Source organism: Pseudomonas sp. MWU12-2319 (assembly GCF_023242525.1).
GTDB classification, from domain to species: domain Bacteria; phylum Pseudomonadota; class Gammaproteobacteria; order Pseudomonadales; family Pseudomonadaceae; genus Aquipseudomonas; species Aquipseudomonas gingeri_D.
The window spans coordinates 34,551-57,051 of record NZ_JALJES010000016.1 but is presented as its reverse complement, the minus strand read 5'-3'; the positions used below and the strand labels follow the sequence as shown (position 1 = coordinate 57,051).

Genomic DNA, 22,501 nt, shown 5'->3' with positions numbered 1-22,501 from the left:
TCGCTTGTACCTGTGATTTCTGACAGTAGACAGACCTGTTGATGCGGCCTAGTGTTGAACTATCACCACGCTGGCGTTTCGTTGTACGTGGAAGCGCCCCTCGGCTCTTATCGGGTGGGTATTTCTTTCCGGCTGCGGAATCAAGGACATGGCCGTGTGTGTGTTGCCCAAGCATTTTTCGATCTACGTTTATATTGGCGTTCTTAATACGTTGATCCACTGGGGCGTCTTCCTGACGCTGCACAGCGTCCTGTCGGTTGGTCAGCTTGTCAGTAATGTCTGTGCCTTTGCCGTGGCAGCGACCTTCTCCTTTTATGCCAACTCGCGATATAACTTCAAGCGCACTGCATCCTGGGCGCGCTATCTGTCGTTTATCGGTTTCATGGCTTTTTTGAGTCTGGCAATCGGCTGGCTTGGGGATGAGTTGGCCATGCCCGGCATCGTGACATTGTTCGTCTTTTCAGGCGTCAGCTTGGTGGTGGGCTACTTTTATGCCAGCTACGTGGTCTTTCGGGGCACGGCGACGTGAAAATTTCTTTGGTGGTTCCCCTGTTCAATGAAGAACAGACCATCGAGCTTTTTTACCAGACCGTCAGACAAGAGCCTGGATTGAATCATTACCAGGTCGAAATTGTTTTTATCAATGACGGCAGTTTAGATGCTACGGAAAACATCGCTCGTGCGTTGACACTGATGGATGACAATGTAGTGCTGGTCAATTTCTCACGAAATTTCGGTAAAGAACCGGCCTTGTTCGCCGGCCTTGAGTTTGCCAGCGGTGAGGCGGTCATTCCCATCGATGTTGACCTGCAGGATCCGATCAAGGTTGTCCCCCGATTGCTCCAGGCCTGGCAAAACGGCGCTGATGTGGTGTTGGCCAAGCGTCGGGATCGTTCCAGTGATGGTTACCTCAAGCGACACAGTGCCTCGCTCTTCTACCGCCTGCTCAAGCACATCGCCTACACCCATATCGAGGAAAATGTGGGCGATTTCCGCCTGATGGACCGCAAGGTGGTGGACGTGATCAAGGCGTTACCTGAACAGCCACTGTTCATGAAAGGCGTGCTGTCGTGGGCCGGTTTCACGGTCGCCATTATTGAATACGATCGCGCGTCCCGTGTCGGCGGCCGGAGCAAGTTCAATGCCTGGAAGTTATGGAACCTGGCACTCGACGGGGTCACCTCGTTCAGTACCCTGCCGTTGCGTCTGTGGAGTTATATCGGCGGCGGGGTTTCAGTGTTGGCGTTGCTGTATGCCGGTTATATGGCGTTGGACAAGATACTGTTTGGTAATGATGTGCCGGGGTACCCGTCGTTGATGACGGCGATTTTGTTTTTGGGCGGTGTGCAACTGATCGGGATCGGGGTGCTGGGGGAGTATATAGGGCGAATTTACATGGAGTCTAAACATCGGCCCAGATATATTGTTAAAGACGTGGTTTCAGGGAAGCCTGGTGGTTTGCTTTCTCGGCAGTCGAGCGTGAAATAAAAAGGGGCAGTGGTGGGCTATGAAGTTTGATGTTCTAAAGAAGCAGCTGTCGCAAGGTGAGGCGGTAGCTTTTTACCTGATTGTCAGTTTTTTATATGTGCTCCCCTTTATATTGTCAGACTATCTCTATATTGATGATGGTTGGCGTTCTGTATTTGCCAGGGCAGACTTTTCCGACGAGGGACGAGTTCTGACGGATATTCTGTATGGGCTATTATCGTTAAGTCATGCCGCGCCTAATATGTTTCCGTTAGCCCTCCTGCTGGCGATCACAGTATTGGCATTGGCTTTGGCCCGTCTCTCCAGGCATTATTTTACTGACTTGACATACAGCCGTTGTCTAGTCGTCTTGCCCTTGCTGTATTGTCCATTCTTCCTGCAAAATCTGACTTATCAGTATGATGGGCCGTCAATGATACTCGGTATTGTTGCGAGCATCCTGGCGGTGACCTACCAAGAGCAGGTGTTCTGGAAACGAACGGCGATACCGGCTTTACTGGTGGCTGTGCTCACGGCTTTCTATCAGCCTATGATCAACGTATTTGTGGGATTGTGTTGTATTGAGGTGTTCAGGTTGCTGGAGAGGGGCGAGCCTCTTGAGCGTATCTTCAGGGTAACAGGTGATAAACTGCTTCAGTTAGGGATTGGTGTCGTTATTTATTATGTAACGGCCTACCCTTTAATGGGCGATGAACGTAAGACACTGATTAAGTTGGACGCCTCCGCGATCGCGGAAATCGGTTCGAGAATCATGTTGTTTTTCGACGGAATCCCGGAGGCGTTCGTCGGCGCAAGCTATGGGCTTGTTCTGTGCCTGTCAGGGGTGGCAGCAGTCGGCTATTGCTGGGTGATTGTTGAAATGCTCAGATCTGATATTCGGGTTCGAGAAAAATTAATAAGAGTCTTATTGTACAGTGTGTTGCTGGGTGTGCTGGGGCTGTCCATTCACGGGATCATGCTCGTGTTCGAACCTTTTAATTTGGGGGCACGGACACTGGTTGGGGCTTCGGTACTTCTGATGTTCTTGTTTTATCTAAGTGCTTCGGTGTTGGTGAGGTGTCATCCACAAGCCGGGGTTTTGCTAGCGGTGCCGTTGCTGTACATGTTGTCCTTTTCCTACGCCTATGGGCGGGTACTGATGATGAGGCAGGAGATGGAAAAGACAATTTCATTTAATCTGAGTTACGATGTTTTCAGCCGTGTGGAACTCAGAAAGGTCAAAAAATTTCACTTGCAGGATGACGATTCAGGTTGGGTACCGGCCGCTCAAGGCACGCTGGCGGTAATGCCCGGTATTGACGATATCATGGGGCAGGGTGCGGCAGTCAGTTCAGCGGCTCTTTTAAGAGTGGGTATGGATAATGTCGAGGGCGCTGATGAGTCGTATCTCAGTAAAGATAAACTCGATGACTTCAGTATGCCGGTGGTGAATAATAAGTTCTATGACATTTATCTTAGTGGGGAAGAAGGACTTATCATGATGAAACGGATCAAGCCGTAGGCTGAACGTCCAGGAGTGGTGGCGTCATGAGTGATATCCCATCAATTGCCGTGACGGCCCCGCGTTCACACGCCATCGGGTGGTGGGTTTTCGCGATTATTAGCGTGTCGACAGTGCTGCGTTTTTATCTGTTGAGCAACGCCTCCATATGGTCCGATGAAGGTTTTACTCTGGAGTTGATTGCCTATCCGCTGGCTGATATCTGGACGTTAAGTGGCCGCGATGTACATCCCCCTCTTTTTTATATGCTCCTGCATGGGCTGATCGCACTGACCGACAGCAATGCGTTGATCTGGACGAGAGGCTTCAGTGCCGTGCTTGGCGTCGTCAACGTCGGACTTGGCATTTGGCTGGTGCGGATGGTTTCAACACCGCGAGCGGCAATAACGGCGGGCTTGTTGCTGGCGTTGTTACCTATCGCGGTTCGCTACAGCCAGGATGTGCGCATGTATGCGCTGATGGGCGCCGAACTGACGGGCGCCACCCTTGCGTTGGTGTACTGGGTGCTCAAACCGCAAAAAAGTAGCTACCTGGTGATGTATGTTTTATTGATGGTGAGTGGACTTTATACCCATTATTTTTCGATTTTCTGCGCGCTTTCCCATTGGCTGTACCTGCTGTTGATCCGTCTGCCGGCTTATGGGCGGCATCGAGGCATAGAGAGGCCTCAGTGGTGGCTGGCGAACGGAGTGATTGTCCTGCTTTACTTGCCATGGCTGTCAAGTGTTTTTACCCAGTTGAACACCTTTGGCGTGAGTTGGATTCAGCCCATTTCCGGTTATAGCCTGCCATCGGCGATATGGAGATTCTTGATCGTTAACGATGGGCGTGGTTGCAATGCATTTATTTACTGGCTGGTGCCGATCGTGTATGTGGCGACCGGAGGTATCGTGGTGTGGCAAGACCGCAGTCGGTACGCTGTGCAAACGCTGATTGTCATATGCGGTTTTTTAACGGTGATGGTCGTTTTTTTATTCTCTTTCTATATGCCTGTGTTTGTAGAACGCTATTTGTTTTTTTCTGCGGTGATGATGCCTCTTCTTGTGGCGATAGCGCTGGATAAGCTGCGTAATAGATGGGGGTTTGTCATGGCGTTGGGCGTATGCTTAGCAGTAGAGGTTTTCGGCCTGAGTCATGTTTATAGTCAACAACATACAATGAACAACCCTTACCGGATGGCTGACGATAGGCTGGCTGAGCTGATGGAGGATTTTAACGTCAAGTCAATGAGCGGTGATGTATTGGTGGTGAGCGATGCCTATCTCTTTTACGCTGGGCATTTTTACAACGATAAACACCGGAAGCTGTTGTTGCACTTTTCGTCGTCATCAGGCCATCGGCCCATCGCGTCAGGCTTTTCTGCCCCGATGATGAAATATGGCGATGACACTTATGTTGAGTCTCTCGATCGTCTTGAAACGGCAACAGGTCGAGTATGGTGGCTGGACTACGCGTATAAAAAACCGGGTGACGAGGTTGATCTTCCCCGTCGCTGGCATTCGATCACGCAAACAGTGATGGGCGATAATGTTCTGGGGTTGTATGAGATTTGTGGGAGTGTGCCAGGCGATAACCCCGTCAGGTGTGAATGAAGGCGCCTGGCTCTTGGCGGCCAGGCGCTTTTACTCTTTTTACGCGACGGCCATTTCATTGGGCTCGAAGCTGTCTGCCCGTGCCATCTGCCACATCCGTGAATAGAACTCGCCATTGACCTCACCGGTCAGCAACTCCCCCGGCTTGAGGAACACATGCAACTGCGAGAACAGCTTGATCTCGGTCGCCGACATCCGCCGTACCAAGTGCTTGGCCTCCAACTGCGCGGGGTGATCGAGCCCCGCCGCCGCGAGCATTTCGGCCAGCGCCTTCAAGGTATTGCGGTGGAAGTTGAACACCCGCTGGGCCTTGTCCGGCACCACCAGGGCGCGTTGGCGCAAGGTGTCCTGGGTCGCCACGCCGGTCGGGCACTTGTTGGTATGGCAGCTTTGCGACTGGATGCAGCCGATGGCGAACATGAAGCCCCGCGCCGAGTTGGCCCAGTCGGCGCCGATGGCCAGCACGCTGGCGATATCGAAGGCGCTGACGATCTTGCCGCTGGCGCCGAGCTTGATCTTGTCCCGCAGGTTCAGGCCCACCAGGGTGTTGTGGACGAACAGCAGGCCGTCGCGCATCGGAACGCCGATATGGTCGGTGAACTCCACCGGTGCCGCGCCGGTACCGCCTTCCTTGCCGTCGACCACGATAAAGTCCGGGAGGATGCCGGTTTCCAGCATGGCCTTGGCAATGCCCATGAATTCCCACGGGTGGCCCAGGCAGAACTTGAAGCCCACCGGCTTGCCGCCGGACAGCTCACGCAACTGGGCGATGAAATGCATCATCTCGACCGGCGTGGAAAACGCACTGTGCCGTGATGGCGATACGCAGTCTTCACCCATCATGATGCCGCGGGTTTCAGCGATTTCCTTGGTCACCTTGTGCTTGGGCAGGATGCCGCCGTGGCCGGGCTTGGCGCCCTGGCTCATCTTGATTTCGATCATCCGCACCTGGGGGCTCTGTGCCTGGGCGGCGAAGCGTTCCGGGTCGAAACGGCCGTCCGCGGTGCGGCAGCCGAAATAACCGCTGCCCAGTTCCCAGGTCAGGTCGCCGCCATTTTCGCGGTGGTAGGGGCTGATGCTGCCTTCGCCGGTATCATGGGCGAAGTTGCCGAGCTTGGCACCCTGGTTCAGGGCGCGGATGGCGTTGGCGCTCAGGGAGCCGAAGCTCATCGCCGAGATATTGAACACCGAGGCCGAGTACGGTTGCTTGCACTGCGGGCCGCCGACGATGACGCGAAAGCCGCTCGGGTCGCTCAGCGGCGCCGGGCGCATGGAGTGGCCGATAAATTCGAAACCGCCCTGGTACACGTCGATCAGGGTGCCGAAGGGCTTGTCGGCGCTTTCGTTCTTGGCCCGCGAATACACCAGCGAGCGTTGGGAACGGGAGAAGGGCAGGGCATCGCTGTCGGATTCCAGCAGGTACTGGCGGATTTCCGGGCGGATGCCTTCCACCAGGTAACGGATATTGCCCAGGATCGGGTAGTTGCGGCGTACCGCGTGGGGACTTTGCAGCAGGTCAAACAGGCCCAGCAGGCTCAGGCAGCCGGTCAGCAGGGTGAACGGCCACAGCCAGTCATACGCCAGGAACGGCAAGCTGGCGAGGGTGAAGATCACACAACCGGCAAAGAAGGCGTAGCGGCTCAGAAGGGACAGGCTCATACGGTTTCCTTTGGTTCGGACTCGTCGGGAGGTCTGGCATTCTGCACCTCTCGGGAAAGCGATACAAAGTGTGTCACCGAAATCCCTGTCACTCGTGGGGTGTGTTCGCGGGTGTGCGCAGCATGCGCGGGATGGCCGAGCCGAGGCCGACCACCCGGGCCAGGCGGGTCACTTCGAAGCTTGCCTGATTGTCGGTGGCGGAACTGCCCCCGATGTAGACGGTAAACGTACCAGGCTCCACCCGTCGCAGATAGTAGTTGTCCAGAAAGGCGAAGTCGTCCTTGTCGAGCAGGAAGTCCAGCGTACGGGCCTCGCCCGGCTTCAGTTTCACCCGGGTAAAGCCGCGCAGGGCGCGTACCGGGCGGGTCACGCTGGCGACATTGTCGCGCAGGTAGAGTTGCACGATTTCTTCACCCTCGCGCTCCCCGGTGTTATGGACCGTGACCTTGACTTGCAAGGTGTCATCGGCGGTCAGTCGGGTGCTGCTGAGCTGGGGTGGGTCGTAGGCGAAGCTCGTGTAGCTCAGTCCATGACCGAAGGGATAGAGCGGTTTCCAGGACTGGTCAATATAGGTCGAGGTGTAGGGCTCTTCGTCACTGGGTGGTCGTCCGGTATTCTTGTGGCCGTAGTAGATGGGCACTTGTCCTACCGTGCGTGGAAAGGTGATGGGCAGTTTGCCGCTGGGGTTGACGTCGCCGAACAGGACATCAGCCACGGCGTTGCCCATTTCGCTGCCCAGGAACCAGGCCTCGAGAATCGCCGGGACCTGTGCATCCATCCTGGGAATGGCCAGCGGGCGACCGTTCATGAGGATGACCACCAAGGGCTTGCCGGTTTCGACCAGTTGGGCCAGCAGGGCGTCCTGGGCCCCGGGTAAACCGAGGGAGGAGCGGCTGTGGGCTTCTCCGCTCATGTCCGCGCGCTCGCCGAGCACGGCAATCACCACATCGGCATCGGCGGCCGCTTGCTGCGCCTTGTCGATGCCGGAGAGGTCGGCGTCATCGGGCGACGCCCCCGGCAGGTAGACCACCCGCGTGGCGGGCGAAACCGCCTGTTTGATGCCTTGCAGAATACTGATCGATTCTTCGGCGCGCCCATCTCCTGACCAGGGGCCGAGGGTGGAGAGTCTGTCGTCGGCAAGTGCGCCTACCACCAGGAGTTTTGCCAGGTCCTTGTGCAAGGGCAACAAGGCCCCGTCGTTTTTCAACAGCACCATGGATTTCTGGGCGGCCTCCCTGGCCAGGGCGCGTGTTGAGGGGGTCAGCAGACTGGCTTTTTCACGATCTGCATTGCTGTAACGATAAGGATCCTCGAACAACCCAAGCCGTTGCTTGGCCTCCAGTACACGGCGTACGGCATCGTCCAGGGCACGTTGCGGGATTTGGCCGCTGCGCACCATGGCCGGCAACTCCTGGGCGTAGAGACCGCTGACCATATCGATATCCACCGTGGCCGCGAAGGCGAGTTTGACCGCCGCCGTCGGTGTGGCGGCGATACCGTGTTGCATCAGTTCCCGCACACCGGTGAAGTCGCTGACCACGATGCTGTTAAAGCCCCACTGCTCACGTAGCCTGTCCTTGAGCAAGGGACCATTGGCGTGCATGGGGACGCCGGCCAACTCGTTGAATCCAGGCATGATGGCGTCCACCCCGGCTTGCACGGCGGCGCGAAAGGGTGGGAGGTAGGTTTCGAGCAGGGTGCGTTCTGAGAGATCGCTGGTGTTGTAGTCTCGCCCGCCCTCGGCGGCACCGTAACCGACGAAATGCTTGGCGGTGCTCAGCAAGGTGGACGGGTCGGGTGGCCCGTTCCCGTGAAAGCCGCGCACCCGTGCAACGGCCAGTGCGGCACCGAGGAAGGGGTCTTCTCCGGCCCCTTCCACGACGCGTCCCCAACGGGGATCTCGGGCAATATCGACCATGGGGGCGTAGGTCCAGTGTACGCCGCTGGCACTGGCTTCAATGGCGGCGGCACGGGCGGTGCGTTGTGCCAGATCCGGGTCCCAGGCCGAGGCTTCGGCCAGCGGCACGGGGAAAATCGTGCGAAAACCATGGATCACATCGAACGTGAACAACAGGGGGATATGCAGGCGCGATTGTTCCACGGCCAGGCGTTGTAACTGGCGGGTGTCCCGCACGCCGTAGGCCCCGAGCAGGGAACCGACCCCGGGACTGCGTATCGCCTCTTCGCCGCCGTCTTCCACGACCGGGCCGGTGGGGTGTTTCTGTACGCCCAGTTGGGTGAGTTGCCCGGCTTTTTCTTCGAATGTCATCTGCGTGAGCAATTGTTCAATAAACTGCTGCTTGTCGGACAACGACTCGGCCCGCGCATAAGCGCCCACGACGCAGGCTACTGACAGCACTGCCAGGATCAAGCGAAAGAGACTCATGACATTCAGACCCTGTGCCCGGGCAGTGCCGTGATTCCCGACGCCTGTCGGGCAATCGCCCCGGGCCGGGAGTCGAACGGGTGGTACTGATAGAGCCAGGTTTCCGACAGTGTCTTGTCGTCCAGGCGCAGGAACAGGCGCATTTCCACCGGGTCCTGCCCTTCGACGCTCAAATCGAACTCGGCCCGCCAGTGGCCGATCACGCCATCCGGCACCGCTTCGGTGAACACATTGGAAAAGGTCCCTCTCGATGATCCGAGCACGGCTTCGGGCTTGACTCCCGAAGCCAGTTTTTCCAACGGCGCGCCCTTGAACTCGACGACGAATTTGCGCACACCCTTGGGTCGCGGTTGACCGGGCTGACCGCCGTTGCCCAGGCGCGTCGCCACACACCGGGCGAGGGGGGAGGGATAGGGTTCGTCCGCCAGCCAGTGCAGGCGATAGCTCAAACGGTAGCGATTACCCGCCTCGGCAGGCTCCTTGGGGACCCACATGGCAACGATATTGTCGTGAATCTCGTCGTCGGTGGGGATCTCCACCAGTTGTACGCTGCCCTCGCCCCAGTCGCCGAGCGGTTCGACCCAAAGGCTGGGGCGCCGCTCGTAATGCACGCCGTCCAGGTAGTGGTCGAAGTTGCGGTCGCGCTGGAGCAGGCCGAAGCCTTTGGGGTGCTGGTCGCTGAAGGCCGAGGCCATGGTGCGCGGAGGATTGTTCAGCGGGCGCCAGATACGCTCGCCGCTGCCGGTCCAGAGCGCGAGGCCGTCGGAGTCATGGACTTCGGGGCGCCAGTCGGCGGCGGTCGGTTTGGCGGCTTCGCTGAACCAGTGCATGGAGGTCAACGGGGCGATACCGAAGCGGCCGACGTTCTGGCGCAGGAACAGCGCCGTCTCGATATCCATGACCACTCCTTTGTCGCGCTGGATCACGAACCGATACGCGCCGCAAATGCTCGGGCCCTCGAGCAGCACGTAAAGGGTCATGCTCCGGCTGTGGTCATCGCTCGGGGACTCGAACCAGATATTCGAGAAGTTGGGAAATTCTTCGGCAGTACTGGCCTGTGCGACCTCCAGCGCGATGCCGCGCGCCGAAAGGCCGTATTGGTACAACTCGCCAATCGCGCGGAAATACGAGGCGCCCAGAAATGCCAGCCAATCGTTCTGTTGCCAGTCGAGGTTTTTCTCATGACCCAGCCGGCTTTCCTGGATACGAAAGCCGGCAAACCCGCTGTTGGCCGGGAGCTGTCGCGCCGGGCTGTCGGCGGGCATATCGAAATACGCTTCGTCGTAGAGGATTTCCTGTGCGTTGCCTTGCTTGACGACGTGCATCCGCACGGGAAAACGAAAAAACGTCCCCAGGTGGAAGAAGGTCACTGGAAATTGTCCGGGGCCGCGGGCAAACAGCGCATGGTCCGGATTGAATCTGATTTTGCCGTGGGCTTCGTAGTCGATTCTGGACAGCAGTTGTTCCGGCACCGTGGGTGTCAGTACATAAGGTTTCAGGGCGGTTTCTTCGGCGCGTTTGATCAGGCTGTCGAAGGAGAAGGGGGCCGGGTCGCCCAATTTCAGCGGTTCATCGGCCAATGCCGACTGTCGTGGACCCAGTGCGGCGAACAAGGGGGAAAGTGCTGCAAATGCCAGGAAAGAGCGACGTGTAAACATGGTGGCCCGCCGACAATGATCAGTGAAAACGCAAGCGTCAACGCTCGAATTCACTGGCTCCCCTGTCCCTGGCGGGGACCGCTCCCATGGGGATCGGTCCTGGCGTCTTTTCCTTTCGTACAGGCAAGCAGTCGGCGTACAGCAACTCCATCAGTTCGTGAGGGAAGTGTTCGATCAGGACCGGCCGGTTGTCTACTGTCAGAAATGACAGGTCGTGATCATTTCTGACCGGCGGTTATCCAGCCATTGAGCTATTGGATGGCTCAGGCCCGCTGGGCCTGCAGGAATATCGAGAACAGCTCCGACTGGGATTTGATCCCCAATTTGCTGTACATGTGCTTCTTGTGGACCTTGACGGTCTCGATGGAAATTTCCAGCTTGCGGGCGATTTCCTTGCTTGAACAACCGCTGAGCATCAACCGCCCGACATCCAGTTCACGGGCAGTCAGTTGCGCGCCCTTGAGCTGTTGCACCGAGGCTTCCAGTTGCGTGCGCCAGTCGACTTGCCCGGCGGTGTTCGGTTGGGTCACGGCTTCGTGGGTTTCGTAGGGCAGGCGTTGGCGCAGCAGCGCCAGGACCCAGGGCTGGATCAAGGAGAGCAGGGCGATCTGCTCGGCGCTGAAAGGCGTGGTGGAACCCAGCGACAGGCACAAGGTACGGTCGCCGTCGAGCTGGCAGTTGAACTGGATTTCATCGGCCACCACATTCAGGCGGAAGTAGCGCTGGTAGTACTCGGTCAGTTCGAAATGCTCCGGCGCGACCTCCGGCAGGCGGTACAGGCCGGTGCGTTGCTGTTCGCGGCTGGCGATGTAGAAGGGATCGAGCAGGTACAGGCCGCGCAGGTAATCCTGGAACAACTGATCCGGGCCGCCGTCCTCGCCCGGGCATTCGGCGAACACTTCCGGGTGCCGGCCGTTGCTGAACAGCAGCACCACCCAGCTGTCGAAGGTCACGTACTGGTCGAGCAGGCGCACCAGTTGCGTCCAGAAATTCGGCCTGTCGAGGGCCTCGATCATTTGCCCCATCGCACGGTGCCAGGCGATGTCGTCCAGGATCAGTGTCATTCATCTACCCCTATCAGGTTACCCCGGCCGCGTAATTCCCACGGCCCACCCCCGGTGCGCATACTGGACCCACACACAATGGCCGGGCACTCATTCTGCCAGCTCGGCGCCGTCATTGAGCCTGGCCGGCTATAGAAAACAAGGAAAAATCCATGAAGGTCGAATTTGCCCAGCTTGCGGGCCGGGACAACGATACCGCCTACAACCTCGGGCGCGCCCTGGCGGCTATCGCGGCCTGCGCCGCCGATACGCAGCTGATCGTGTTCCCGGAAACCCACCTGATGGGCTTTCCGTCCGCCGAGACCGTGGCCGCTGCCGCCGAGCCGCTGGATGGCCCAACCGTCCGGGCCGTGCAGCAGGCCGCTCGGGAACACAACCGGGCCGTGGTGATTGGCGTCGCCGAAAACGACGCCGGGCAGTTCTATAACACCACCTTGCTGATCACCCCCGAAGGCATTGCCCTGCGCTATCGCAAGACCCATCTGTGGGCCTCGGATCGTGGCGTGTTCACCGCTGGCGATCGCTACGTCACCACTGAGTGGAACGGCATCCGCGTCGGCCTGTTGATCTGCTACGACATCGAGTTCCCGGAAACCGCCCGGGCCCTGGCGCAACTGGGCGCCGAGTTGTTGATCGTCACCAACGGCAACATGGACCCCTACGGCCCGACCCACCGCACCGCGATCATGGCCCGTGCCCAGGAAAACCAGGCGTTCGCGCTGATGGTCAACCGGGTCGAGGAGGGCGACGGCGGCTTGTTGTTCGCCGGTGGCAGCGCGCTGGTGGATCCGTTTGGCAGCCTGCTGTTCGAAGCCGGACGTGAGGAAGGGCAATTCACGGTGCAACTGGACCTGAGCCAACTGGCGGCGGCACGGCGTGACTATCGCTATCTGGATGACCAGCGCCTGCGTTTGCCGGGCGAGGTCATCGAGCATGCCAACGGGGCGAGGGAGTTGCTGATTCCCAAGGATTGACTGACTCCGCCTGGAAATCCGGACTTCCAGGCGCATAGGACTGTAGGAGCAGAGCTTGCTCGCGAAGAGGCCCTTGAGACCGCTAAAAGCTTCGCGGGCAAGCCCTGCTCCTACAGGTTCCCGGTGTTCTCAGGGTTTTTTTTCAAAACAAGAATTTCGTAGTACCGCTCCAACCTTGCCGAACTCGGCTCTGCCATAAATCCAATAACATTCGGAGTAGTCGCCTCATGGCTCGTTTGCAACGCACCCTTTCACTGGGGTCGGTGGTGCTGTTCGGCATCGCCTATATGACGCCGATCATTGTCCTCGGCACTTTCGGCATTCTTGCCCAGTCCACGGCCGGCATGGTTCCGGCCGCTTATCTCGCCGCGCTGGTGGCGATGTTCTTCACCGCCATGAGCTACGGGCGCATGGCCGCGGCCTTTCCGGTGGCGGGCTCGGCCTACAGCTATGTGCGCAAGGCCATCAGCCCCAAGCTGGGCTTTATTGCCGGCTGGGCGGTGTTGCTCGACTACCTGTTCCTGCCCATGGCGATCTGGTTGATCGGTGCGGCGTACCTCAATTCGGCATTCCCCTCGGTGCCGCAAGCGGTCTGGGTGCTGGCCTTTATCGGCATCACCAGCGTGATCAATATCGTCGGCCTGCGCCTGGCCAACGGTATCAATGCCTTGCTGATGCTGGTGCAGTTCCTGGTGCTGGTGGCCTTTGTCGCCCTGGCGATCCACTACATCGGCGGTGACGCCAGCAAGCCGTTGTGGACGATGGCACCGTTTCTCAGCGGCGATATGCAGATGCCCCTGATCATGAGCGGCGCGGCGATTGCCTGCTATTCATTCCTGGGCTTCGATGCGGTGAGTACCCTGACCGAAGAAACCCGCGATCCGCGCCGGACCATTCCGCGGGCGATCATGCTGATCACCCTGATCGGCGGCCTGATCTTCGTTGGGGTGTCGTACTTCGTGCAGTTGGCTCATCCGTCGTTCGTGTTCGACAACGTCGATTCGGCTGCCTATGAAATCGCCCGCAATATCGGTGGCGATCTGTTTGTCACGATCTTCCTGATCGGCCTGATCGTCGGTCAGTTCGCTTCGGGTCTGTCGGCCCAGGCCAGCGGTTCGCGCCTGCTGTATGCAATGGGCCGCGACGGGGTGTTGCCGAAGTCGTTCTTCGGCACCTTGCATGAGCGTTTCGGTACGCCGGTCAACAGCATCCTGCTGTGTGCGGTGGTGGCCTTGCTGGCGCTGAAACTGGACGTGACCACCTCCACCTCGTTCATCAACTTCGGTGCGTTCCTGGCCTTCAGCCTGGTGAACCTGTCGGTGATTTTCCACTACTGGATCGGTGGCGAAAAACGTGGACCGCGTGAGCTGCTGCTGTTCCTGGTGTGCCCGCTGATCGGCCTGGTGGCGGATCTGTGGCTGATGATCAGCCTCGATCACCTGGCGATCTACCTGGGCCTGAGCTGGCTGGCGGCCGGCCTGGTGTACCTGGGCTTCCTGACCGGTGGTTTCCGCAAACAACCGCCGGAAATGGATTTCCAGGAAGCGGCCTGATGCCTTGAGGGCCTGGAGGTCACCATCGTCAACAAGTCAGCTCCCACAGGGGATGGTCAGGCAGCCTTGCTCTGGCGGATCGGCAATTCGATCCTGAACGTGGTGCCCACGCCCACCTCGCTGCGCACGGTGATCTGCCCGGCATGCTTCTGCACGATGCCATAGGACAGTGACAAGCCCAGGCCCGTGCCCTGGCCGATGGGTTTGGTGGTGAAGAACGGGTCGAAGATCTTCTGCACGGTCTCGGGCGCCATGCCCGAGCCGGTGTCGGCCACTTCCAGCCAGATCCTTTCGCCGAGGCTGCCGCCCCGCAGGGTGATGGTGCCGCGCTCCGGCCCCATGGCCTGGGCGGCGTTGACCACCAGGTTCATGATCACCTGGTTGATCTGCGACGCCAGGCACTCGATCTCCGGCAGTGCGGCGTAGTCCTTGACCACATCGGCCTTGTACTTGAGTTCGTTGGCGACAATGTTCAGGGTCGATTCGATGCCCTGTTGCAGATTGCTCCATTGCCACTCCTGGTTCGAATCGACCCGGGAGAAGTTCTTCAGGTCCTTGACGATCTGCCCGACCCGGCCGATGCCTTCCTTGGATTCCTTGATCAGCAACGGAATATCCTCTTCGAGGAAATCCAGCTCGACCCGTTCGCGCAGGTCCTTCAAGCGTGCCCGCAACTCGGGGGCGGCGACCCCTTCCTCGGCGTTCTGATAGGCCTGGAGCATTTCCAGCAGCTTGCCGAAATAGCCCTCCAGGGTCCCCAGGTTCGAGGAAATGAAGCCGATGGGATTGTTGATTTCGTGGGCGACGCCGGCGGCCAGTTGGCCGAGGGAGGCGAGCTTTTCCGATTGCACCAGTTGTCCTTCCAACTGCTTGCGTTCGTCGATCTCATGCTGCAAGGCCAGGCTGGTCTGCTTGAGCGCCAGGGTACGTTGCTCGACCAACTCTTCCAGTCGGTGCATCTGCAGGTTGGCGCGCTCGGTCATTTCCCATTTATTGGTCAGGGTATTGGCCAATTGCTGGACTTCGATATTGTCGAAGGGCTTTTTCAGGATCACCAGCCGGTCGTGACCGTGCAGGCGTTCCAGCAGCTCGTCCCAGGAATAGTCGGTGTAGGCAGTGCAGACCACCACTTGCAGGTTGGGGTCGACCTGCCACAGGTGTTCGATGGTTTCGGCACCGTCCCAGCCCTGGGGCATGCGCATGTCGACGAAGGCCAGGGCGTAGGGCTTTCCACAAGCCACCGACTGCTCGACCTTCTGCAGGCCTTCCTGGCCCTGATAGGCCGAGTCGAGTTCGAACGGCAGGACGCTGCTGGTCTTGACCTCCTGGCCGAACAGCGCGGCTTCCATCAGGTCCAGGTCCGGCGACTCGTCGACCAGGGGGGTGAGAATCTTGCGAAAGTCCTCGTGGATCGACGGGGTGTCGTCGACCAGCAGGATACGGCGGTTGCGGAGTGTGTTCATACAGCCCCCACGGCGGTTTTCAAGGGCAATTCGAGGGTAAAGACGGCGCCTTTTCCGGGGCCGTCGCTGTGGGCGGTCAGGTGCCCTTTCATTTCGATCGCGGCCAGGGCGCAGCTGTGCAGGCCGAAGCCATGGCCGTCCTTGCGGGTGGTGAAGCCATGGGCAAAGATCCGCGTCATGTTTTCCGGCAGGATACCTTCGCCGGCGTCCTTGACGCTGATGCGCAAGGTGTTGTCCTCGATCGCCCGGACTTGCAGGGTGATTTCCCGCGGACGGTCGGCGAGGTTGGCCATGGCCTGCTTGGCGTTGCTGATCAGGTTGATCAGGATCAGCAGCAAGCGGTGCTTGTCGGCCATCACCCGGGGCACGTCCTCGTATTCTCGGATCACCGTGACGTTATGCCGGCTCAGGGCTCCGGAGTTCATGCGCAGCGCGTCCTCGAGCAGATCGCGGATATGCAGCGGCTCCTCCATGGTCGAGACACCGGCATAGGATTGCTGGGTCGAGACGATATCCTTGATGTGGTCGACGCTCTTGCTCAACTGGGTCAGTTCGTCGCCCATGCTCTGTTGTTCCGCGGCAATGACCTCGACCAGTTGGTTGAGATACCCGGGCAACAGCTTGCCACGTTCGTCGCTGGTAATGAACTCGCCGAGATCGTGCTTGTGCTCGTTGATCATCGTCACCGCCTTGGCCAGGCCCTGGGCCTTGCTGCTGCGCAACTTGCGTGCCACCAGGTCGGCGGAGATGTTCACGCTGTTGAGCACGTTGCCGACGTTGTGCAGCACGTTGGTGGCGATCTCGGCCATGCCGGCCAGGCGCGCGCTTTCCATCAGTTCGCTCTGGGCCTCGCGCAGGCTTTGGGTACGTCGCTCGACGCGTTGCTCAAGATCGGTGTTGGCGACTTGCAGGGCGCGGTTGACCCGGTTGATTTCGGCATAACTGCGGATCAGGCGGCTGGCGAGGTACAGCAGCAGGACGAGCAGCAGGGCCGAGAAAATCAACAGGTACAAATGATGGCGCTGGTTGATCTGATCGGCCTTTTGCTGCTCCTGGTTCAGTTGGTCGGTGATGGCGTCCAGGCTTTCGGAGACCGGCACGGCGTCGATCTCTTCGATCAGTGTGTTGACCTTGGGTTGTTCGCGCAGGATCAGGTTGACGTGGTTGAGCAGGATTTGCACCGGCTCATTGAACGAGGGCGGCAGGCGTTGTGTGTCGATCATCACTTGATTGAGCCCCAGTTCGATACTGTGGGCGCGTTCGTCGGTGGTGGTCTGGGCGAACTCCAGGGCGCTGAGCAGCAGGTCGTAGATGTCGTTGGACATGTCCTGGAGCATCAGTTTGTCCTGGTCCTGCAGTTCGCTGAGCTGGTGCTGGATATCGTCTTCGGCGGTCGGCAGGAAGGCCAGGGAGTTGCGCAGTATCGCGTTGCGGGATTTGAACTGTTCGACCAGTCGGGCTTTTTCGTCGAGCGCCTGGGCCAGGGTGTCCCGGCGGTCCTTCCAGGCTTCGGCGGCTTTATGTTCCTGGCCGGGATCGATGGGCGTGAATGTTTGCAGGAGTTGGCGCATTTCCTGCGGGGGCTTGACCAGCGGATCGTAATTACGCGCCACCGCGATCCGGGCCTTGAGGATCTCGGCGTCCCATTGTGCATCCAGCTGTTTGACCCGGCTGATCAGGTCACGGCAACGGGCATAGTCCAGGGTCGCGTCGGTGTCGGCCATGATGTATAGAAGCCCCAGCATCGCCACGAGCAGAAGGGCCAGGCGCGGCAGGAGGACCCGGTTCAGGAAGCCGCTGGTCTGCGTCATAGCGGTTTACCTCCCAGTTCGCCGGTCAGGGTCTTGAGAAACAGCACGATCAGGCGGATGTCCTCGGTGGACGGGACACGTCCCAGTTGGTAAGTGAACATGATATGGACGGCGTCTTCCAGGGTCTTGGCCGAGGCATCGTGAAAATACGGCGCGGTCAGTGCGACGTTGCGCAGGCTGGGGACCTTGAACACGTTGCGGTCGTCTTCTTCCCCGGTTGCCAGGAAGCGCCCCAGGTCGGCCTCGGTAGGGTTGCCCCGGGCCTTGAAGTAGTCGCCCATCACGCCGAACTTCTGGAACATGTTGCCGCCGATATTGACCCCCTGATGGCAGGCGATGCAGCCGTAGTCCTTGAAACGCTGATAACCGTATTTCTCGTCGAGGGTCAGGATGTCGGTATTGCCCTTGAGGTACTGGTCGAAGCGCGAGTTGGGGGTCAGCAGGCTGCGCTCGTAGCTGGCCAGGGCATTCTGCACGTTGGTGATGGTCACGCCATCCTTATACGCCTCGCTGAAGGCCTCCTTGTAACTCTGGGTCTGGTTGAGGGTCTCGACCACATGGGGCCAGGTATTGCCCATTTCTATCGGGCTTTTCACCACCTCTTCGATCTGCGCCTCCAGGGTTTCGGAGCGACCGTTCCAGAACTGCTTGAAGTTCAGCGCGGCGTTGAGCACGGTCGGGGTGTTGATGCCCAGGCTGCCGCCCTGGAAACCGATGGAAAAGGGTTTGTCGTCCGCCCCGCCTTGCTCCAGGTGATGGCAAGTGGCGCAGGACGTGGTGTTATTGATCGACAGTTGCTTTTCATTGAACAACTGGCGCCCCAGCTCGACTTTGCGCGGATCCTGCACCGGGATATCCGGCAATGGCTTGAGCGGTTCGTCCAGCGGCGCGGCGACCAGGGGTGTGCAGAGCAACATCCCGCAGCAGGCGAGCGATCTCGCCAGCAACGACAGCGGTGCGCGAGGCATCATGAGCATGTCCTTGGCAAAAGAGGCGGATTCCGGGGTCAGGTCTGTGCCGGTCGTTCGAAGCGCTTGTCCTGCAACAGGCTCAGGAAAGTCTCGGCTTCGACCGCCTTGCTGAAGTAGTAACCCTGGCCTTCCTCGCAGTCATGGGCCTTGAGGAAGGACAACTGGTCCTGGGTTTCCACGCCTTCGGCGATGACGTTCAGGTGCAGGCTCTTGCCCAGGCTGATGATCGCGCTCACCAGCGCGGCGTCGTTGCTGTCGCCATTGAGGTCTCGGACGAACGACTGGTCGATCTTCAGTACATCGATGGGGAAACGTTGCAGGTAGCTGAGGCTCGAATAGCCGGTGCCGAAATCGTCGATGGCCAGGCGGATACCCAGGGTCTTGATGGCTTTCAGGGTTGCAATGGTGTGGTCGACATTCTGCATCAACACGCTTTCGGTGATTTCCAGCTCCAGCCGGGTCGGCTCCATGCCGGTTTCTTCCAGTATCTGGCGGATGCTGTCGAGGAAATCGCGCTGGCGGAAGTCCATTGCCGAGATATTGAGCGACAGGATCAGCGGTTCGCTGATCTGATCCTGCCAGGCCCGACCTTGCAGGCAGACCTGGCGCAACACCCAACTGCTCAATGGGACGATCAGGCCACTGTCTTCGGCCACCGGGATGAAATCCGCGGGGTGGAGCAGGCCGCGTTCGGGATGCTGCCAGCGGATCAGCGCCTCGGCACCGACCACCTTGGCGGTCTTTAGGTCCAGCTTGGGTTGGTAGTGCAGCACGAACTCGTTACGCTCCAGGGCCAGGCGAATACCGGACTCGATGGATTGATGCTCGCGGGCCCGCAGGTTCAGGTCCTCGATGAAAAAGCCGAAGTTGTTGGCGCCCTGTTCCTTGACGTTGCGCATGGCGGCTTCGGCTTTCTTGACCAGTACCAGCGGGTCCTCGCCATCGTCGGGGTAGAGGCTGATACCCAGGCTCGCGGTCACGCGCAGGCCATGGCCGGCGACTTCATGGGGCGTATTGATTGCCGCGAGGGCTTTCTCGGCGGTGCCACGGGTCTGTTGCGGGTGGAGGAACTCGGGCAGCACCAGGACAAACTCATCGGAGCGGTAACGAAACACCGAGTCTGATCGGCGCAACGCCCCGACCAGGCAGTCGGCGACATGCTTGAGCATTTCATCACCCGCCGGATAGCCCAGGGCATTGTTGATGCGTTTGAAGCGATCCAGCCCGATAAACATCACCGCCACCTGTTCGCCGTGCCGTTTGGCCAGGGCGATGGCCTGGCCCAGGCGGTCGCCGAGCAGGGTGCTGTTGGGCAGTTCGGTGAGCACATCGAATTGCAGCAACCGGGAAACCTGCAGCAGTTCCTGGACCCGCTCCTCGACGGTTCGCTCCAGAGTGGCCATCTTCAAGGCCATGTCCCGCGCCAGTTGCCACTTCCAGGTCAGGGCACTGGCCATCTGACGAATTTCCAGGGCGTCGAAAGGCTTTTTCAGGATCAGCAGTTGGTCACCGAAGGCGACGCGTTCGTCCATGGACTCCCAGGAGTAATCCGAGTAGGCGGTGCACAGGGCGATTTGCAACTCCGGGTCGACGGCCCACAGTTGCTCGATGGTTTCCAGGCCATCCCAGCCCGGTGGCATGCGCATGTCGAGAAAGGCCATGGCATAGGGGTTCTCGGCGGCCAGGGCCAGCTTCACCAGCTCCAGCGCCTCCTGCCCCTGATAGGCGGAATCGATCTCGAAGCTTTGGCGCTGTGGGCGAGTGGTGCCGAACAGCAGGTGTTCGGTGGAGTCCAGGCTCAGTTCGTCCTCCTGCTCGGGCCCGAGGATCTTGCGAAAGTCCTGATGGATCGACGCGGTATCGTCGATGATCAGGATGCGCTTGTTGGCGGCACCGGCTGCGCGGTTCATAGGCGGATCTCCGGCATTGGGCGAGGAGCGATATGACCGGCGTGCAGCAGCTCGCTGGCACGTTGGCTATCGACGGCCTTGCTGAAGTAATAGCCCTGGGCCGTCATCGGTGAGCCAGCGGCCATCAATGAATGGCGTTGCTCCTGGGTTTCCACGCCTTCGGCGATGATGCCGATCCCCACTTCGCGGGCAAAGTTGATGATTGCCCGCAAGGTGGTAGCGCTTTCCACGTCCTGGCTCGCGTGGTTGATCAGCGACTGGGCCAGCTTCAGGTGGTTGACGCGGTAGGTCTTGAGGTAGTCGAAGGACGAGTAGTCGGTGCCGAAATCGTCGATGGCGATCTTTACGCCGAGTTCGCGCAGCTTGGGCAGTACGTCGTTCTTTGTCCATTTGGTGTGGGCCAGGGTCGCTTCGGTGACGTCGAACTGCAGGTCCGCGGGCGACAACCCCCATTTGCCGGTGGTCTCGAGCACGTCCCGAATCAGTTCGCCGCCACTTTTGAGCTGGGCCAGCGACAGGTTGATGGCAATCACCGGCGGTGCCATGCCGTCCCTGCGCCATTGGTGCATCTGCCGGCAAGCCTGTTCCAGTACCCAGCGCCCCAAGGCGACAATGGTGCCGGTCTTTTCCGCAGCGGGGATGAACTGGTCGGCGCCGAGTATGCCGCGCTCGGGGTGGTTCCAGCGCACCAGCGCCTCCATGCCGAGGATCTTGCCGCTGCCCAGGTCGACTTCCGGCAGGTAGTGCAGTTCCAGTTCGTTCTGTTCGATGGCCTTTTTCAGGTCCTGGGTGATGGCGATCCGGTCGATGACTTCCTGGTTGATCTCCTCGGAATGGAAATGGTACTGGTTGCGCCCGCTGTCCTTGGAGCGATACAGCGCCATGTCGGCCTGGACCAGCATGCTGTCGGCGCTTTCGCTGTCCTGGGCATAGGTGCTGATGCCGACGCTGGCCGAAATCCGCACTTCATTGCCTTCCAGTTGGTAAGGCTCCACCAGGGCCTTGAGGATCTTGCTCGCCAGGGCGCCGGATTGCGCCGGGTCGAGCATTTCCATCTGCAACACCGCGAACTCATCGCCACCCAGGCGCGCCACCACATCGTTTTCCCGGGTGCAGGCCAGGATGCGTCGAGAGACTTCCTGCAGCAGCAGGTCGCCCACCGGATGTCCGAGGGTGTCGTTGATGCGCTTGAAGTGATCCAGGTCCAGGTAGAACACCGCGAACGACGAGGCGCCACGCCGGGCGCCGGCAAAACTCTGGTGCAGGCGCTCGATCAGGGTCGAGCGGTTGGCCAGCCCGGTGAGTCCGTCGGTGCGGGCGAGCAGGGCGATTTTCTCTTCGGCGAGCTTGTGTTCAGTGATGTCGATGATGATGCCTTCGACTTCCAGCAGGCGTCCTTCCGGGTCGCGGACCGGTACGTAGCGGTTTTCCACCCAGCGCAACTGACCGTCACCGGTGCGCAGGCGAAACTCGATGGAGGCGCCCTCGGCGTCCTTGTCGAGGACCTTGGCCATGGCCGCGTCGACTTTCTCCTGGTCGTCGCCGTGGATCAACTCCGCGGCCCAGTCGGCCGAGGCCAGCAGGCCTTCGGCCGAATGCCCGAACTTGGTGATGTTGTGGGAGATGTACATCAGCGGGAACGACGGCTCGCCGCGCAGGCGATAGAGCAGGGTCGGGCTGTTCTGCACGATGATGTTGGCGTCGGACAGCTCGCGGGTGCGTTCTTCGACGGCCTGTTCGAGCTGGTCCATTTTCAGCGCGGCGTCTTCGGTCATCTGCCATTTGACGGTCAGGGTGCTGGCCAGTTGGCGAATCTCGATGGCATCGAAAGGTTTCTTCAGGATCAGCAGGCGATCGCCCATGTCGACCCGCTCGTTCATCTCTTCCAGGGAATAATCGGAATAGGCGGTGCACAGCGCGACTTGCAACTTGGGGTCGACCTGCCAGAGCCGTTCGAGGGTTTGCAGGCCGTCCCAGCCCGGCGGCATGCGCATGTCGATAAAAGCCATGGCGTAAGGCTGCCCTTGCAGCAGGGCCTGCTCGACCTTGGCCAGGCCTTCCTGGCCCTGGAAGGCCGAATCGAGCTCGAAACACTCGACCTTGCGGGCGACGGCGTCGCCGAACAAGGCTTGCTCAGCCATTTGCAAATGGTCTTCGACTTCTTCCGGGCAGAGGGTCTTGCGAAAGTCTTCGTGGATCGACGGCGTGTCGTCGATGATCAGGATGCGGCGATTGGCGCCCCCCCCGGGGCTGCTCATCGCAAGGCTCCGGACACATTGACAGCAGGATGTACCGAGTTCATGCGGAGTTCCTTTCCTGATAACCACGCTGGCTTGTGGCGCGCTGGATTGCTTGCAGCATAGATCGGCTTGAGCTGATTTGCTGATAAACATGATGCCAATTGATGGTCGAACATCTACCCTTAGCGCAAAAGACAGGGACCGTCGGCTGTTCAAGGGGCCCTGGATAGA

The 22,501-nt window shown here is 59.5% G+C and carries 15 protein-coding genes; 6 read left to right on the top strand and 9 right to left on the bottom strand.

The window, feature by feature from the left end; genetic code table 11:
* Positions 1 to 148 precede the first annotated feature (148 nt).
* From M5C01_RS23950 to M5C01_RS23935, 4 genes are read left to right on the top strand one after another with little or no spacing between them, the layout of a single operon-like run.
* Positions 149 to 529 (top strand): GtrA family protein, encoded by a 381-nt coding sequence (locus tag M5C01_RS23950; RefSeq protein WP_152740933.1) that lies wholly within the window; start codon positions 149 to 151, stop codon positions 527 to 529.
* Positions 526 to 1,488, top strand: a complete 963-nt coding sequence (locus M5C01_RS23945; RefSeq protein WP_178129946.1) for a glycosyltransferase family 2 protein — start codon at positions 526 to 528, stop codon at positions 1,486 to 1,488. The genes M5C01_RS23950 and M5C01_RS23945 overlap by 4 nt, the downstream gene beginning before the upstream one ends.
* A 19-nt stretch (positions 1,489 to 1,507) precedes the next feature.
* Positions 1,508 to 2,989 (top strand): glucosyltransferase domain-containing protein, encoded by a 1,482-nt coding sequence (locus M5C01_RS23940; RefSeq protein WP_152740932.1) that lies wholly within the window; start codon positions 1,508 to 1,510, stop codon positions 2,987 to 2,989.
* Positions 2,990 to 3,015: 26 nt separating this feature from the next.
* Positions 3,016 to 4,581 carry a glycosyltransferase family 39 protein gene (locus M5C01_RS23935; RefSeq protein ID WP_152740931.1) on the top strand — a complete coding sequence of 522 codons (1,566 nt, stop codon included), beginning with the start codon at positions 3,016 to 3,018 and terminating at the stop codon, positions 4,579 to 4,581.
* A 39-nt stretch (positions 4,582 to 4,620) separates the two neighbouring features.
* On the opposite strand, the gene M5C01_RS23930 is transcribed toward M5C01_RS23935, so the two are convergent.
* The 4 genes from M5C01_RS23930 to M5C01_RS23915 form a co-directional block, all read right to left on the bottom strand.
* The gene (locus M5C01_RS23930; RefSeq protein WP_152740930.1) at positions 4,621 to 6,240 is read right to left on the bottom strand and encodes an FMN-binding glutamate synthase family protein; all 1,620 of its coding nucleotides are present in this window, start codon (positions 6,238 to 6,240) and stop codon (positions 4,621 to 4,623) included.
* 88 nt (positions 6,241 to 6,328) lie between these two features.
* Positions 6,329 to 8,626 carry a glycoside hydrolase family 3 N-terminal domain-containing protein gene (locus tag M5C01_RS23925; protein WP_152740929.1) on the bottom strand — a complete coding sequence of 766 codons (2,298 nt, stop codon included), beginning with the start codon at positions 8,624 to 8,626 and terminating at the stop codon, positions 6,329 to 6,331.
* Between the two features lie 5 nt (positions 8,627 to 8,631).
* Positions 8,632 to 10,191, bottom strand: a complete 1,560-nt coding sequence (locus tag M5C01_RS23920; protein ID WP_248764405.1) for a glucan biosynthesis protein D — start codon at positions 10,189 to 10,191, stop codon at positions 8,632 to 8,634.
* Between the two features lie 356 nt (positions 10,192 to 10,547).
* Positions 10,548 to 11,348 carry a LuxR C-terminal-related transcriptional regulator gene (locus M5C01_RS23915; protein ID WP_152740927.1) on the bottom strand — a complete coding sequence of 267 codons (801 nt, stop codon included), beginning with the start codon at positions 11,346 to 11,348 and terminating at the stop codon, positions 10,548 to 10,550.
* A 152-nt stretch (positions 11,349 to 11,500) separates the two neighbouring features.
* On the opposite strand from M5C01_RS23915, the gene M5C01_RS23910 reads away from it, so the two are divergent.
* Both M5C01_RS23910 and M5C01_RS23905 read left to right on the top strand, forming a co-directional pair.
* Positions 11,501 to 12,322 carry a carbon-nitrogen hydrolase family protein gene (locus M5C01_RS23910; protein WP_152740926.1) on the top strand — a complete coding sequence of 274 codons (822 nt, stop codon included), beginning with the start codon at positions 11,501 to 11,503 and terminating at the stop codon, positions 12,320 to 12,322.
* A 227-nt stretch (positions 12,323 to 12,549) separates the two neighbouring features.
* Entirely contained in the window at positions 12,550 to 13,875 is a 1,326-nt protein-coding gene (locus M5C01_RS23905; RefSeq protein ID WP_152740925.1) for an APC family permease, read from the top strand.
* A gap of 56 nt (positions 13,876 to 13,931) precedes the next feature.
* On the opposite strand, the gene M5C01_RS23900 is transcribed toward M5C01_RS23905, so the two are convergent.
* The 5 genes from M5C01_RS23900 to M5C01_RS23880 all read right to left on the bottom strand — a co-directional run bounded on the left by M5C01_RS23900 (position 13,932) and on the right by M5C01_RS23880 (position 22,288).
* Complete coding sequence (locus M5C01_RS23900) at positions 13,932 to 15,338, bottom strand: ATP-binding protein (RefSeq protein WP_152740924.1); 1,407 nt, start codon at positions 15,336 to 15,338, stop codon at positions 13,932 to 13,934.
* Positions 15,335 to 17,149 (bottom strand): DAHL domain-containing protein, encoded by a 1,815-nt coding sequence (locus M5C01_RS23895; RefSeq protein WP_152740923.1) that lies wholly within the window; start codon positions 17,147 to 17,149, stop codon positions 15,335 to 15,337. Before M5C01_RS23895 ends, M5C01_RS23900 begins: the two co-directional genes overlap by 4 nt.
* The gene (locus M5C01_RS23890) at positions 17,146 to 18,066 is read right to left on the bottom strand and encodes a cytochrome c peroxidase (protein WP_248746407.1); all 921 of its coding nucleotides are present in this window, start codon (positions 18,064 to 18,066) and stop codon (positions 17,146 to 17,148) included. Before M5C01_RS23890 ends, M5C01_RS23895 begins: the two co-directional genes overlap by 4 nt.
* Positions 18,067 to 18,155: 89 nt before the next feature.
* A complete protein-coding gene (locus M5C01_RS23885) occupies positions 18,156 to 20,030 on the bottom strand; it encodes a GGDEF and EAL domain-containing protein (RefSeq protein WP_152740922.1) in 1,875 nt (624 codons plus the stop codon).
* Entirely contained in the window at positions 20,027 to 22,288 is a 2,262-nt protein-coding gene (locus M5C01_RS23880; protein ID WP_152740921.1) for an EAL domain-containing protein, read from the bottom strand. Before M5C01_RS23880 ends, M5C01_RS23885 begins: the two co-directional genes overlap by 4 nt.
* Between the last annotated feature and the right edge of the window lie 213 nt (positions 22,289 to 22,501).